Source organism: Pseudomonas sp. S31, from assembly GCF_016648105.1.
In the GTDB taxonomy this organism is placed as follows: Bacteria; Pseudomonadota; Gammaproteobacteria; order Pseudomonadales; family Pseudomonadaceae; genus Aquipseudomonas.
Genome location: NZ_JACVVE010000006.1, coordinates 103,799 through 116,901 on the forward strand (window position 1 = coordinate 103,799; position 13,103 = coordinate 116,901).

General features: G+C 66.0%; 11 protein-coding genes. 8 read left to right on the forward strand and 3 right to left on the reverse strand.

Translation table 11 applies throughout. The annotated features are described in order from the left end of the window. Nucleotides 1-5 precede the first annotated feature (5 nt). Entirely contained in the window at nucleotides 6-983 is a 978-nt protein-coding gene (locus IAE37_RS07000) for a 2-hydroxyacid dehydrogenase (RefSeq protein WP_201171385.1), read from the reverse strand. Between the two features lie 162 nt (nucleotides 984-1,145). Further along, a complete protein-coding gene (locus IAE37_RS07005) occupies nucleotides 1,146-2,093 on the reverse strand; it encodes a LysR family transcriptional regulator (RefSeq protein WP_201171386.1) in 948 nt (315 codons plus the stop codon). 192 nt (nucleotides 2,094-2,285) lie between these two features. Between IAE37_RS07005 and IAE37_RS07010 the strand changes: the two genes are divergently transcribed. The 4 genes from IAE37_RS07010 to IAE37_RS07025 are packed head-to-tail and all read left to right on the forward strand — an operon-like array spanning nucleotide 2,286 to nucleotide 7,065. Further along, a complete protein-coding gene (locus tag IAE37_RS07010; RefSeq protein WP_201171388.1) occupies nucleotides 2,286-3,815 on the forward strand; it encodes an efflux transporter outer membrane subunit in 1,530 nt (509 codons plus the stop codon). After that, the gene (locus IAE37_RS07015; protein WP_201171390.1) at nucleotides 3,812-5,989 is read left to right on the forward strand and encodes an FUSC family protein; all 2,178 of its coding nucleotides are present in this window, start codon (nucleotides 3,812-3,814) and stop codon (nucleotides 5,987-5,989) included. Before IAE37_RS07010 ends, IAE37_RS07015 begins: the two co-directional genes overlap by 4 nt. 4 nt (nucleotides 5,990-5,993) lie before the next feature. Next, nucleotides 5,994-6,194: a DUF1656 domain-containing protein gene (locus tag IAE37_RS07020; protein ID WP_201171612.1), complete on the forward strand. Its 201-nt coding sequence runs from the start codon at nucleotides 5,994-5,996 to the stop codon at nucleotides 6,192-6,194. A gap of 10 nt (nucleotides 6,195-6,204) precedes the next feature. Continuing rightward, complete coding sequence (locus IAE37_RS07025; RefSeq protein WP_201171398.1) at nucleotides 6,205-7,065, forward strand: efflux RND transporter periplasmic adaptor subunit; 861 nt, start codon at nucleotides 6,205-6,207, stop codon at nucleotides 7,063-7,065. Between the two features lie 98 nt (nucleotides 7,066-7,163). On the opposite strand, the gene IAE37_RS07030 is transcribed toward IAE37_RS07025, so the two are convergent. After that, nucleotides 7,164-7,610 (reverse strand): universal stress protein, encoded by a 447-nt coding sequence (locus IAE37_RS07030; protein ID WP_201171402.1) that lies wholly within the window; start codon nucleotides 7,608-7,610, stop codon nucleotides 7,164-7,166. A 272-nt stretch (nucleotides 7,611-7,882) separates the two neighbouring features. Here IAE37_RS07030 and IAE37_RS07035 point away from each other — a divergent pair, with 272 nt between their 5' ends. The 4 genes from IAE37_RS07035 (at nucleotide 7,883) to IAE37_RS07050 (ending at nucleotide 13,102) form a co-directional block, all read left to right on the forward strand. After that, nucleotides 7,883-8,791, forward strand: coding sequence for a LysR family transcriptional regulator (locus IAE37_RS07035; RefSeq protein WP_201171412.1), 909 nt, complete (start codon nucleotides 7,883-7,885; stop codon nucleotides 8,789-8,791). Nucleotides 8,792-9,025: 234 nt separating this feature from the next. After that, a complete protein-coding gene (locus IAE37_RS07040) occupies nucleotides 9,026-10,567 on the forward strand; it encodes an MFS transporter (RefSeq protein ID WP_201171417.1) in 1,542 nt (513 codons plus the stop codon). A gap of 28 nt (nucleotides 10,568-10,595) precedes the next feature. Then, nucleotides 10,596-11,657 (forward strand): HlyD family secretion protein, encoded by a 1,062-nt coding sequence (locus IAE37_RS07045; protein ID WP_201171613.1) that lies wholly within the window; start codon nucleotides 10,596-10,598, stop codon nucleotides 11,655-11,657. Continuing rightward, nucleotides 11,654-13,102, forward strand: coding sequence for an efflux transporter outer membrane subunit (locus tag IAE37_RS07050; RefSeq protein WP_201171418.1), 1,449 nt, complete (start codon nucleotides 11,654-11,656; stop codon nucleotides 13,100-13,102). Before IAE37_RS07045 ends, IAE37_RS07050 begins: the two co-directional genes overlap by 4 nt. The last annotated feature ends 1 nt before the right edge of the window (nucleotide 13,103 follow it).

Genomic DNA, 13,103 nt, shown 5'->3' on the forward strand with positions numbered 1-13,103 from the left:
GTGTGTCAGCGGGTTTTCCACACCTGCGGGTTGACCAGATCGCGTGGGCGCTCGCCAAGCAGCGCTGCACGCAGGTTTTCCATCGCCCGGTTGGCCATGGCCTCGCGGGTCTCGGCAGTGGCCGAGCCGATGTGCGGCAGGGTCAGGGCGTTGGGCAGTTGGAACAGCAGCGACTCGCTCAGCGGCTCCTTCTCGTACACATCCAGGCCGGCGCCACGGATGGTGCCTTGTTGCAGGGCCTCGACCAGCGCCGCTTCGTCGACCACCGGGCCGCGAGCGATGTTGATCAGGAAGGCGCTCGGCTTCATCAGCTTGAGTTCGCGGGCACCGATCAGCTTGCGCGTGGCGTCCGACAGCGGTACCACGATGCAGACGAAGTCGGACTCGGCCAGCAGTTGCTCCAGGCTGCGGTACTGAGCCCCCAGTTCCTGCTCCAGCGCGCTCTTGCGGCTGTTGCCGGCGTACAGGATCTGCATGTTGAAGCCGAAGCGGCCACGGCGGGCCACGGCGGCGCCGATGTTGCCCAGGCCGACGATGCCCAGTGTCTTGCCATGCACGTCGCTGCCGAAGTGCGGTGGGGCGATGGTCGCCTGCCAGTTGCCGGCCTTGGTCCAGGCATCCAGCTCGGCGGTGCGGCGGGCGCAGCCCATGATCAGCGAGAAGCCCAGGTCGGCAGTGCTTTCAGTGAGCACGTCCGGGGTGTTGGTGAGGGCGATGCCGCGCTCGTTGAAGTAGTCCAGGTCGTAGTTGTCGTAGCCGACCGACACGCTCGACACCACCTCCAGCTTGCCTGCGCCTTCGAGCTGGGCGCGGCCCAGCTTGCGGCCTACGCCGATCAGGCCGTGGGCCTCGGGCAGGGCTTCGTTGAACTGGGCGTTGATGTCGCCGAGCTTGGGGTTCGGCAGGATCACGTTGAAGTCTTGCTGCAGGCGCTCGGCCATGGCCGGGGTGATACGGCTGAAGGCCAGGACGGTCTTTTTCATCGGGCTACTTCTCTGCAAGGCGGTGGTGGGGGGGCGGCCTTTTCGCGGGTAAACCCGCTCCTACACGAGCAGCGCAGATCCTGTAGGAGCGGGTTTACCCGCGAAAAGGCCGCTATTGGTTAGCAACCTACCATTGCCCACACCCGTCGTGCAGCAGCTTTTTCAGTTGGCGATGAACAATTCATGGGTCTTCAGGTCGGCCTCGTGCGCCGCCAGGATCTCCGGCAGCGAGTTGCGCAGGTACTCGACCCAGGTCTTGATCTTCGCGTCCAGGTACTGACGCGAGGGGTAGATCGCGTACAGGTTCAGCTCCTGCAGCCGGTAGTCGGGCAGTACCCGTACCAGGCTGCCGTCGCGCAGGCCGTCGATCACCGAGTAGATCGGCAGCACGCCCATGCCCATGCCGCAGCGGATCGCGGTCTTCATCGCATCGGCCGAGTTTACCTGGAACGGCGAGGTGGTGATGTTGACCAGTTCCTGGCCTTCCGGACCATCGAACAGCCATTTCTCCAGCGGGATCACCGGGCTGACCATGCGCAGGCAGGCGTGCTTGAGCAGGTCCGCCGGCTTGTGCGCGAAGCCATGCTTGGCCACGTACTCGGGCGAGGCGCAGACGATGCTGTAGGTGATGCCCAAGCGCTGCGAGACGAACCCAGAGTCCGGCAGCTCGGTGGCCAGCACGATGGACACGTCGTAACCCTCGTCGAGCAGGTCCGGCACGCGGTTGGCCATGGTCAGGTCGAAGGTCACGTCGGGGTGCGATTCGCGGTAGCGGGCGATGGCATCGACCACGAAGTGCTGGCCCACGCCGGTCATCGAATGCACTTTCAACTGCCCGGCAGGGCGGGCGTGGGCGTCGCTGGCCTCGGCTTCGGCTTCCTCGACGTAGGTAAGGATCTGTTCGCACCGCATCAGGTAGCGCTTGCCCGCTTCGGTCAGGGCGATGCGGCGGGTGGTGCGGTTGAGCAGCCGGGTTTGCAGATGGGCTTCCAGATTGGAGACCGCCCGCGACACGTTCGCGGTGGTCGTATCCAGTTGCGCGGCGGCAGCGGTGAAGCTGCCGAGCTGGGCGACGCAACTGAAAGCACGCATGTTTTGCAGGGTGTCCATGGGTCACTCTCGATGTTGAGGGCGAAATTGTGTCACGAAGTAACGGCGAAGTTATGAAATTCTGCCTTCGACCAAAGGCGGATTATCGCTGTTTCGGTAACAAAGATTCGCAGGAATATACGCTTATCGCCAGTGCGGCGGCCCCCTAGAATTGCTCGGCCCCCTCCACCTCTTCCTCGGGAAATCGCAGCTGTGCCGCGTCGCATCATCAGAACGCTCCAAGCGTTCAGTGCCTGTGCCCTTAGCCTCACCTTGAGCGGCTGTATCGGAACCTGGGGCATCGCCCCGCAAAGCAAGACGCTGCAAGCCAATACGCTGACCACCGACGCGGCCATTCGCGAAGCCGCGACCGATGCCCACTGGCCGGCCCAGCAGTGGTGGCAGGCTTATGGCGATGCGCAACTGAACCGCTGGGTGGACCTGGCCGTGGCCGGCAGCCCGAGCCTGGCGATGGCCACCGCGCGAGTGCGTGAGGCCAAGGCCATGGCCGGGGTGGTCGAGTCGGCCGAGAAGCTGCAGGCCAACGGCGAGGCCACGCTCAAGCGGCACAACTGGCCTGAAGACCAATTCTATGGTCCCGGCGACCTGTCGGGTGCCAATACCTGGGACAACAACGCCGCCATCGGCTTCAGCTATGCCCTCGACCTCTGGGGCCGCGAGCGCAATGCCAGCGAACAGGCCGTGGACCAGGCGCACATGAGCGTGGCCGAGGCCCGCCAGGCGCAGCTGGAGTTGCAGAACAACGTGGTCCGCGCCTACATCCAGCTGAGCCTGCATTTTGCCCAGCGCGACATCGTCAAGGCCGAGCTTGCGCAGCAGGAGCAGATCCTGGCCCTGGCCAAGCGCCGCCTCGACGCCGGCATCGGCACCCATTTCGAAGTCAGCCAGGCCGAGGCGCCGCTGCCCGAGACCCACCGCCAGATCGACAGCCTCGATGAGGAAATCGCTCTGACCCGCAACCAGCTGGCGGCCCTGGCCGGCAAGGGCCCGGGGGAGGGCGCGCAGTTGCAGCGCCCCAGCCTGGCCCTGGCGGCGCCGCTGAAACTGCCGTCGACGCTGCCCGCCGAGTTGGTCGGCCAACGCCCTGATGTGGTTGCCAGTCGCTGGCAAGTGGCGGCCCAGGCCCGTGGCATCGATGTCGCCCACGCCGGCTTCTTCCCCAACGTCGACCTGGTCGGCAGCCTGGGCTTCATGGCCACCGGTGGCGGCCCGCTGGAATTCCTCACCGGGCGCAAGTTCAACTACAACGTCGGCCCGGCCATCAGCTTGCCGATCTTCGACGGTGGCCGCCTGCGCTCGCAGCTCGGCGTGGCCTCGGCTGGCTATGACGTGGCCGTGGCGCGCTACAACCAGACCGTGATCGGTGCGCTGAAGAACATCTCCGACCAGTTGATTCGCCGTGAGTCGATGAACGCGCAGTCGCACTTCGCCGCCGAGTCGGTGGCCGCCGCACAGAAGACCTACGACATCGCCATGGTTGCCTTCCAGCGTGGGCTCACCGACTACCTCAATGTGCTCAATGCGCAGACCTTGCTGTTCCGCCAGCAGCAGACCCAGCAGCAGGTGCAGGCCGCACGCCTGATCGCCCATGCCGAGCTGGTCACGGCACTGGGCGGTGGCCTGCAGGCCGGCAACGATGTGCCGGACGAGCAGCGCCAGGCGGCGCCGAAGACGCCGGCCACCCTGGCCATTTTCGACAAGAAGCCGGACAACGCCGAATGAGCACTTCCAGTTTGCCCGTGCGCTGGCTGCAGAGCCTGGAATGGCGCCGGGGCTTCTTCGCCTGGGCGCGCACCGATGGGGTGACCTGGGTCTACATCTTCAAGGTGCTGGCCGCGGCCTTCATCACCCTGTGGCTGGCCATGCGCCTGGAGTTGCCGCAGCCGCGCACGGCGATGATCACGGTGTTCATCGTCATGCAGCCGCAGAGCGGGCATGTGTTCGCCAAGAGTTTCTACCGGGTGCTCGGCACCTTGGCCGGCTCGGCGATGATGGTGGCGCTGATCGCCATCTTCCCGCAGAACACCGAGCTGTTCCTGCCCAGCCTGGCGCTGTGGGTGGGCCTGTGTTCGGCCGGCGCCATGCGCTATCGCACCTTCCGCGCCTACGGTTTCGTGCTGGCCGGCTACACCGCGGCGATGATCGGCCTGCCCGTGCTGGAGCACCCCGACCAGGCGTTCATGGCGGCAGTCTGGCGGGTGCTGGAAATCGCCCTGGGCATCCTCGTGTCGACCTTCGTCAGTGCCGCGATACTGCCGCAGTCGGCCAGCGCAGCCATGCGCAACGCCCTGTACCAACGCTTTGGCGTGTTCGCCGGGGTGGTGGTGGAAGCCTTGCGCGGCGACAGCCAGCGCGACCGCTTCGAGACCAGCAACGTGCGCTTCGTCGCCGAGGCCGTCGGGCTGGAGAGCCTGCGCAACGTCACGGCCTTCGAAGACCCGCACATGCGCCGGCGCTCTGGTCGCCTGGTGCGCATGAACAGCGAGTTCATGGCCATCACCACGCGTTTCAATGCCTTGCACCGTTTGCTCGAGCGCCTGCGTGCACGCGGCCCGCTGCAGATCGTCAGTGCCATCGAGCCGGGCCTGGATACCCTGGTCGAGCTGCTGCAGCCCTACGTCGGCCGCGCCCTGACCGATGCCGACGCGTTGCGCCTGACCCTGGAGCTGGCCGCCTACAAGGAAGGCCTGCAAGCCCAGGTGCGTGGCCTGCGCGCCGAGTACCTGGCCACCGACCCCAGCGAGTCCGACCAGCTCGACTTCCATACCGCCTTCGAGCTGCTGTACCGCTTCGTCGACGAGATGTACAGCTACGCCGAGACCCACGCCTCGCTGGCCGCGCACCGCCACGAGCGCGAGCAGTGGGACGAACCCTACGTGGCGCAGACCAGCTGGCTGGTATCGCTGGCCGCTGGCGTGCGGGCCTCGGCGGTGCTGTTGCTGCTGGGCAGCTACTGGCTGCTCAGCGACTGGCCCAGTGGCGCCATGATGACCCTGATCGCCACGGTTACCGTGGGCCTGTCGGCGGCCTCGCCGAACCCCAAGCGCATGTCATTCCAGATGGCCTGCGGCACGGCGTTCGGTGCCTTCATCGGCTTTTTCGAAACCTTCTTCGTGTTCCCCTGGATCGACGGCTTCCCGTTACTGTGCATGGTCCTGGCGCCGGTGTTCGTGCTCGGTGCGTTTCTTTCTTCACGGCCGGCCTACGCCGGCTACGGCATCGGCCTGCTGGTGTTCTTCGCCATCGGCTCGGTGCCCAACAACCTCACCGTCTACGACCCGTACACCTTCATCAACGACTACATCGGCATGGTCATCGGCATGTTCGTCTGCGCTGCGGCCGGGGCGATCATCCTGCCGCCCAACAGCCGCTGGCTGTGGAGCCGCCTGGAACAGGAGCTGCGTGCGCAGGTGCTGTTCGCCATCGGCGGGCGCCTGCGCGGGCTCGGCTCGGCCTTCGAAAGCCGCACCCGCGACCTGCTGCACCAGGCCTATGGCCTGGCCGCCGGCAAGCCCAAGGTGCAGAGCGAGCTGATGGGCTGGATGTTCACCGTGCTGGAGATCGGCCACGCCATCATCGAGCTGCGCAAGGAGCAGGCGCGCGCGCCGATCCACCCGGCGTATGCCGAATCGCAGCCGTGGCGCCAGGCCATCCGCGTCATGGGCCGGGCGCTGACCCGGTTGTTCCTGCAGCCCAGTGCCAGCAACCACGAGCGCGCGCTGGTGGCGGTGGACCATGCCATCAGCCGCGTGCAAGCCACCGACGAGCCCTTCGCCCGGCACTTCGACACCTCGGTACTGCGCCGGGTGCAGAGCTACCTGCACTTCATTCGCTCCTCCCTGCTCGACCCACAATCGCCGCTGGCCCCGGCGAAAGGATTGCACGATGCTTCATGAAACCATGCCCCGTGAAATCGCCTTCCATGGCGTGTACATGCCCACCATGACCCTGATGTTCCTGTTCGCCCTGGGCCTGTCCTGGGGCCTGGACCGGTTCATCGCCAGCCATGACGGCTATCGCTTTTTCTGGCACCCGGCGCTGCTGCGCCTGTCGTTGTTCGTCTGTTTGTTCGGCGCCTTGGCGCTGTCGCTCTACTGGTGAGAAACCTTCGATGAAAAAGTTCTTCAGCCTGATCGCTACCCTGTTGGTGCTGGTCGCTGCCGTGGCGATCGGTCGCCAGTTATGGGTGCACTACATGACCACGCCGTGGACCCGCGACGGCCGCGTGCGCGCCGACATCATCAACGTGGCCGCCGATGTGCCGGGGTATGTGGTGGACGTGCCGGTCAAGGACAACCAGCGGGTGAAGAAGGGCGACCTGCTGATCCAGATCGACCCCGAGCACTACCAACTGGCAGTGAACCAGGCCAAGGCCCTGGTCGCCTCGCGCAAGGCCACCTGGGACATGCGCAAGGTCAACGCCAAGCGCCGTGCCGACCTGGACAACCTGGTGATTTCCAAGGAAAACCGCGACGATGCCAGCAACATCGCCAACTCCGCCCTGGCCGACTACCAGCAGGCCCAGGCCGAGCTGGCCGCTGCCGAGCTGAACCTTGCGCGCACCCATATCGTCGCCACGGTCGATGGCTACGTGACCAACCTGAACATCCACAAGGGTGATTACGCCCGTACCGGTGAAGCGGTGATGGCGGTGGTCGACGAGAACTCGTTCTGGGTCTATGGCTTCTTCGAGGAAACCAAGCTGCCGCACGTGAAGGTGGGTGACCAGGCCGAGCTGCAGATGATGAGCGGCGAACGCATCAAGGGCCATGTGGAAAGCATCGCCCGCGGCATCTACGACCGCGACAACCCACAGAGCCGCGAGCTGATCGCCGATGTGAATCCGACGTTCAACTGGGTGCGGCTGGCGCAACGGGTGCCGGTGCGCATTCACATCGATGAGGTGCCGGACGGCTTTCTGCTGGCGGCAGGGACTACCTGTACGGTGGTGGTGAAGCCGGGCCAGGAGTGAAGGCTTTGGCGGCGGCCTGAAGTCGCGAAAATGAAATGGCCCAGGCAAGCGAGGCCATTTCATTCATCAAGCGCGGACCTCTTGGTACTGATGAAAGGTCACGCCGCCCCCACCAACACAGGCACCTGCACCCGGTCGATCACCTTGGCGCTGATCGACGGGTCGAGCAACCGCCCCAGGCGCGACAGGTGGCGGTGGCCCATGATGATCAATTCGCAGCCGAGTTCCTGGGCCTTGTCGACGATGGCATCGGCCGGTTGCCCGGCGACCATGCAACCTTGGCTGGTGAAACCGGCCGCTTGCAGGGCCTTCACGGCGTCGGCCACGGCAGCATCGCCCAGGCGCTGTTCCTCGCAGGCGGCGGGGTATTCCTCCAGTTCTTCGGCGGTGTAGGGTGCGGGCTTGTCGTGAACGGCGAAGGTCGAGTCGATGGCCAGCAGCACGTGCAGTTCGTGGGTATCTGGGCGGCAATAGCGGCGGGCGAGGGCGAGCAAGGCGCTGGCGGCGGGGGAGGCGTCGATGGCGATGAGGACTGGGCTGGGCATGTGGGATCCTTGCTTGGAAGCTGGCTGATGGGCTGTCTGTACGGGCCTCTTCGCGGGTAAACCCGCTCCTACAGGTCTCCCGCCATCGTCGAAAAAGGTGAAGCACCTGTAGGAGCGGGTTTACCCGCGAAAGGGCCGGGCCTGCCAAATGCCTTATTTATGGCCGAACATCGCCATCGAATAAATGCCCCCACACGCACGAGCCCATTGCGTCTGGCGCAATCCTCCAGCTGTTACCATGACCTTTCCCACAACCGTCACGGAAAACGGCCATGCAACTCCCGGACATGAACCTGCTCGTCGCCCTCGATGCCCTGCTCGACGAAGGCAGCGTGGTCGGCGCGGCGCAGCGCATGAACCTGAGCCCCGCCGCGATGAGCCGTACCCTGGGGCGGATCCGTGATGCCCTGGGTGATCCGATCCTGGTCCGCGCTGGCCGTGGCCTGGTGCCCACCCCCCGGGCGCTGGCCCTGCGCGAGCAGGTGGCGGCCCTGGTCGAACAGGCTGGCGAGGTATTCCGCGGAGCCGACGAAGTCGACCTGCCGAAGCTGGAACGAGCCTTCAACATCCGTACCAACGACCTGTTCATCGCCCTGTATGGGGCACCGCTGCTGCGCCGCATGCACGAACAGGCGCCGCGCACGGTGCTGCGCTTCGTGCCGGAAAGCCCCGGTGGCGATGACGACAGCGTGCTGCGCGAAGGGCGCACCGACCTGGTCATCAGCTCCACCGTCGACCTGGGCCCGGAAATCAAGGTGCAGAGCCTGTTCCAGACCTGGTACGTGGGCCTGGCGCGGCGCGACCACCCGCTCTTCGACCAGCCGATCACCCCGGAGAGCTTTGCTCGTTATCCACAAATCAGCGTGTCGCGCCGGGGCCGGGCGAATGGGCCGATCGATGTGGAACTGGCCAACTTCAAGGTGCAACGGCGAGTGGCGCTGATCACCCCGAGCTTTCACTCGGCGCTGTTCTCGCTGCCGGATTCGGACCTGTTGCTGCCGATGCCGGCCAATATCCTCAACAGCGTGCACAAGCTCGGGTTGCCCCTGCGTTCGTTCGAGATCCCGGTACCGCTGGAGCGGGTCAACGTGCTGCAGGCCTGGCACCCGCGGTTTCACAATGATCCGGCGCACCGCTGGTTGCGCCAGACATTGAAGGCGGTGTGCAGTGTTGATCCGTGAGTGGTGCGCTAGATGGGCTGGCCTGCTTCGCGGGTAAACCCGCTCCTACAGGTGCAACACAGTTTTTGAAATCCCAGGGTCCCTGTAGGAGCGGGTTTACCCGCGAAGCAGGCGACGCGGTTTCGGATGGATTGCACCAAACGCAACTTAAACCTGCTGATAAGTCAGTTTTCGTAAGCATTAGACCTTCATAGACTTGTCCAGCCTTAAAACTGTTGCTGGAGATGTCTGTTCATGAGTTCGCTGTCCGCCCCCTCTGCCGTGATCGCCGCCGCCCCTGCGCCGGCCGCGCCCGCGCAGAAGGCCTTTGGCGTGCGGATAGTGGTCGGGTTGCTCGGCGTCTTGCTGGCCGTGCTGTGCGCTGGCCTCAATGAAGCGGTGACCAAGATCTCCCTGGCCGACATCCGCGGTGCCATGGGCATCGGCGCCGACGAAGGTGCCTGGCTGCTGGCGGTGTACAGCGCCGCCTCGGTGTCGGCGATGGCCTTCGCGCCCTGGCTGGCCACTACCTTTTCCCTGCGTCGTTTCACCTTGGCCGCGATCGGCCTGTTCGCCGTGCTCGGCCTGCTCCAGCCGTTCGCCCCCAACCTGCACAGCCTGATGCTGCTGCGTATCGTCCAGGGCCTGGCCTCCGGGGCCCTACCGCCGATGCTGATGAGCGTGGCGCTGCGTTTCCTGCCACCGGGCATCAAGGTCTACGGCTTGGCCGGCTATGCCCTGACCGCCACGTTCGGGCCCAACCTGGGCACGCCCCTGGCCGGGCTGTGGACCGAGTATGTCGGTTGGCAGTGGGCGTTCTGGCAGATCATCCTGCCGGCTGGGCTGGCGATGTTCTGTGTCGGCTGGGGGTTGCCCCAGGATCCATTGCGCCTGGAGCGCTTCAAGCAGTTCGACTGGCGTGGTGTCCTGCTCGGCCTGCCCGCCATCAGTTGCATCGTCCTCGGCCTGTCGCTGGGCGACCGCTGGGGCTGGTTCGACTCGCCATTGATCTGCTGGCTGCTGGGTGGGGGCCTGCTGCTGCTGGTGCTGTTCATGTACAACGAATGGTCCGAGCCGCTGCCGTTCTTCCAACTGCGCATGCTGTCGCGACGCAACCTGAGTTTCGCCCTGGTGACCCTGGCCGGTGTGCTGATCGTGCTCTCGGGCGTGGGCAGCATCCCCTCGGCGTACCTGGCGCAGATCCAGGGCTATCGCCCGGCGCAGACCAGCCCGCTGATGATGCTGGTGGCCATGCCGCAGTTGATCGCCCTGCCGTTGACCGCGGCGCTGTGCAACATCCGCGCGGTGGATTGCCGTTGGGTGCTGGCGCTGGGCCTGGCGATGCTGGCGGCCAGCTGCGTGGGCAGCAGCCTGCTGACCTCGGAGTGGATCCGTGGTGACTTCTACCCGTTCTACCTGCTGCAGGTGTTTGGCCAGCCGATGGCGGTGCTGCCATTGCTGATGCTTTCCACCAATGGCATGACCCCTCAGGAGGGCCCGTTCGCCTCGAGCTGGTTCAACACTGTCAAGGGTTTGTCCGCGGTGATCGCCGGGGGCCTGATCGATGCCCTGGGCACCCTGCGCCGGCACTTCCATTCCAATCACCTGGTGGACAGCCTGGGCAATGCGCCGTTGATCGACGACAACGCCGCAGGCCTGGCCAAACGCATCCACGACCAGGCGCTGGTGCTGACTTCGGCCGACCTCTACCTGGTCATGGCCGGCATCGCCGTGGCGCTGATCTGCCTGATTCCTTTCGTGCCTACCCGGGTCTATCCGCCGCGTGCGGTGGCCTGAACCCTGGATGAATTCGAGACCGCTGAAAATGACCAACAACCGCAAGACTCTCGTCATCGGCTCGGTGCTCGCCGTGGCCGTGCTGGCCGGCCTCGTCGGCCCCTGGATGTTCGGCAGCGACCGGCGCCAGAGCACCAACGACGCCTATGTGATCGCCGACTACACGGTGGTCGCGCCCAAGGTCGCCGGCTTCATCAAGGACGTACTGGTCGAAGACAACCAACAGGTGAGTGCCGGCCAGTTGCTGGCCACCATCGACCCCCGTGACTACCAGGCCGCGCTCGATGCCGCCCAGGCCCAGTTGCTGGTGGCCCAGGCGCAGAGCGCCGATGCCCGCGCCACCCTGGACCGCCAGGGGTCGTTGATCGCCCAGGCCGAAGCGGCGGTGAAAGCCGCCCAGGCCGAGGCGGCCTTCGCCGACCACGAGGTCAACCGCTATAGCCGCTTGGCCGAGCAGGGCGCCGGCACGGTGCAGAACGCCCAGCAGGCACGCAGCCGCGTCGACCAGGCACGGGCGCGTCTGGCCAATGCCCAGGCGGCCTTGGTGGCTACGCGCAAGCAGGTGGACATTCTCACCGCCCAGGTCGCCAGCGCCGACGGCCAGCTCAAACGCGCCGAAGCCGGCCTGGAAAAGGCCCAGCTGGATCTGTCCTACACCCGCATCACTGCGCCGGTCGACGGCATGGTCGGTGAGCGCGCGGTGCGCGTGGGCGCCTTCGTCAACCCGGGCGCGAGGCTGCTGTCGGTAGTGCCCTTGCAGCACGCCTACGTGGTCGGCAACTTCCAGGAAACCCAGTTGACCCACGTCCAGCCGGGTCAGCCGGTGAGCATCAGTGTCGATACGTTCTCCGGTGAAACCCTCAAGGGCCATGTCGAAAGCATCGCCCCGGCCACCGGGGTGACCTTCGCTGCGGTCAAGCCGGACAACGCCACCGGCAATTTCACCAAGGTGGTGCAGCGCATTCCGGTGAAGATCGTCTTCGACGACGGGCAGCCGCTGCTCGAACGCCTGCGCGTCGGCATGTCGGTCGAAGCGACCATCGATACCCATGGCGACACGCGGGTTGGTAATGAGGTGAGCGCACGATGAAACCTGCCGTACACTTGAGCCCGCTGCTGCTGGCGGTATGGCTGGCCGGTTGCACCCTCGGGCCGGATTTCGAGCGCCCGGACAGCCAGGCGCCGGGACAGTGGGCGCCGTTGCAGGGCGAGGCCGCGCCAAGCCAGCCACGAGCCGAGCCGCTGGAGCTGCGCTGGTGGGACAGCTTTCACGACGCCCGCCTGAGTGCGCTGATCCAGCGGGTAGCCGATAAAAACCTCGACCTGCAGATGGCCAGCGCGCGCTTGCTGCAAAGCCGCGCCCTGCGCAGCACCGTGGCCTCCGAACAGGCACCGTCGGTGGATGCCAACGTCGGCTACAGCCGAGCCCGTAACAGCGCCGAGGGCCTCAGCGATCCCTCCGGGCACGCCGGCAAGTCGGCGTTCAACCTGTGGCAGGGTGACTTGGTCGCAGGCTGGGAACTCGACCTCTGGGGCCGTGTGCGGCGTCAGGTCGAAGCAGCCGATGCCAGCGTCGAGGTGGCCGAGAACGACCGCCGTGGCGTGCTCCTGGCGTTGCTCTCGGAAACCGCCGGCAACTACATCCAGCTGCGTGCGGTACAGCACACCCTGCAGGTCACCCAAGACAACCTCAAGGTCGCCCAGCACAGCCTTAAGCTGTCCGAAGATCGCCAGGCCGAGGGTGTCGCCACCCGTCTGGACGTGGCCCAGGCCAGCGCCCAGGTGGCCTCCATCGAGGCCCGCCTGCCGACCCTGGAAGCCCGCCGCGACGACCTGGTCAACGCCCTCAGCCTGCTCGCCGCCGAGCCGCCGCGCAGCCTGCAGGCCGAGTTGCTGGCAGGCGGTGAGGTGCCGACGCCGCAGCAGACCTTCGCCATTGGCCTGCCGTCGGAGCTGGCCGAGCGCCGCCCGGACATCCGCCAGGCCGAAGCGCGCCTGCATGCCGCCACGGCCAGCATCGGCGTGGCCAAGGCCGACTTCTACCCGAGCATTCGCTTGTCGGGCAACGTCGGCTTCCAAGCCATGCAACTGGCGGACTTCGGCGCCTGGGATTCACGCCGCTTCGCTTTCGGCCCGCAGTTGTCGTTGCCGATCTTCGAAGGCGGCCGGCTCAAGGGCACCCTGCAACTGCGCGAGGCGCAGCAGCAGGAGGCGGCGTTGAACTACCGCAAGGTGGTGCTCGGTGCCTGGCATGAAATCGACGACGTGCTGCGTTTGTACAACGCCAGCCAGTTGCGCCGCGACCACTTGGCCGAGGCCGTGCGACAGAACCGCATCGCCCTGGAAACCGCCCAGCGCCAGTACGTCGAAGGGGCCGTGGACTTTCTCAACGTGCTGACCGTGCAGGGCGCGTTGCTGGCCAGCGAAGAACAGTGGATCGACAGCTCGGCGGCGGTGTCGCAAGCACTGGTGGGCCTGTACAAGGCCCTCGGCGGCGGCTGGCAGGCGTTCGACGAGCAGGCTGGCAAGGCCTGAT

What these genes read in the sequence shown, in the direction of transcription:
- IAE37_RS07040 (WP_201171417.1), top strand. Translation starts at nt 9,026, where the DNA reads ATGAGTTCGCTGTCCGCCCCCTCTGCCGTGATCGCCGCCGCCCCTGCG.
- IAE37_RS07045 (WP_201171613.1), top strand. Translation starts at nt 10,596, where the DNA reads ATGACCAACAACCGCAAGACTCTCGTCATCGGCTCGGTGCTCGCCGTG.
- IAE37_RS07020 (WP_201171612.1), top strand. Translation starts at nt 5,994, where the DNA reads ATGCCCCGTGAAATCGCCTTCCATGGCGTGTACATGCCCACCATGACC.
- IAE37_RS07005 (WP_201171386.1), bottom strand. Translation starts at nt 2,093, where the DNA reads ATGGACACCCTGCAAAACATGCGTGCTTTCAGTTGCGTCGCCCAGCTC.
- IAE37_RS07015 (WP_201171390.1), top strand. Translation starts at nt 3,812, where the DNA reads ATGAGCACTTCCAGTTTGCCCGTGCGCTGGCTGCAGAGCCTGGAATGG.
- IAE37_RS07030 (WP_201171402.1), bottom strand. Translation starts at nt 7,610, where the DNA reads ATGCCCAGCCCAGTCCTCATCGCCATCGACGCCTCCCCCGCCGCCAGC.
- IAE37_RS07000 (WP_201171385.1), bottom strand. Translation starts at nt 983, where the DNA reads ATGAAAAAGACCGTCCTGGCCTTCAGCCGTATCACCCCGGCCATGGCC.
- IAE37_RS07035 (WP_201171412.1), top strand. Translation starts at nt 7,883, where the DNA reads ATGCAACTCCCGGACATGAACCTGCTCGTCGCCCTCGATGCCCTGCTC.
- IAE37_RS07050 (WP_201171418.1), top strand. Translation starts at nt 11,654, where the DNA reads ATGAAACCTGCCGTACACTTGAGCCCGCTGCTGCTGGCGGTATGGCTG.
- IAE37_RS07025 (WP_201171398.1), top strand. Translation starts at nt 6,205, where the DNA reads ATGAAAAAGTTCTTCAGCCTGATCGCTACCCTGTTGGTGCTGGTCGCT.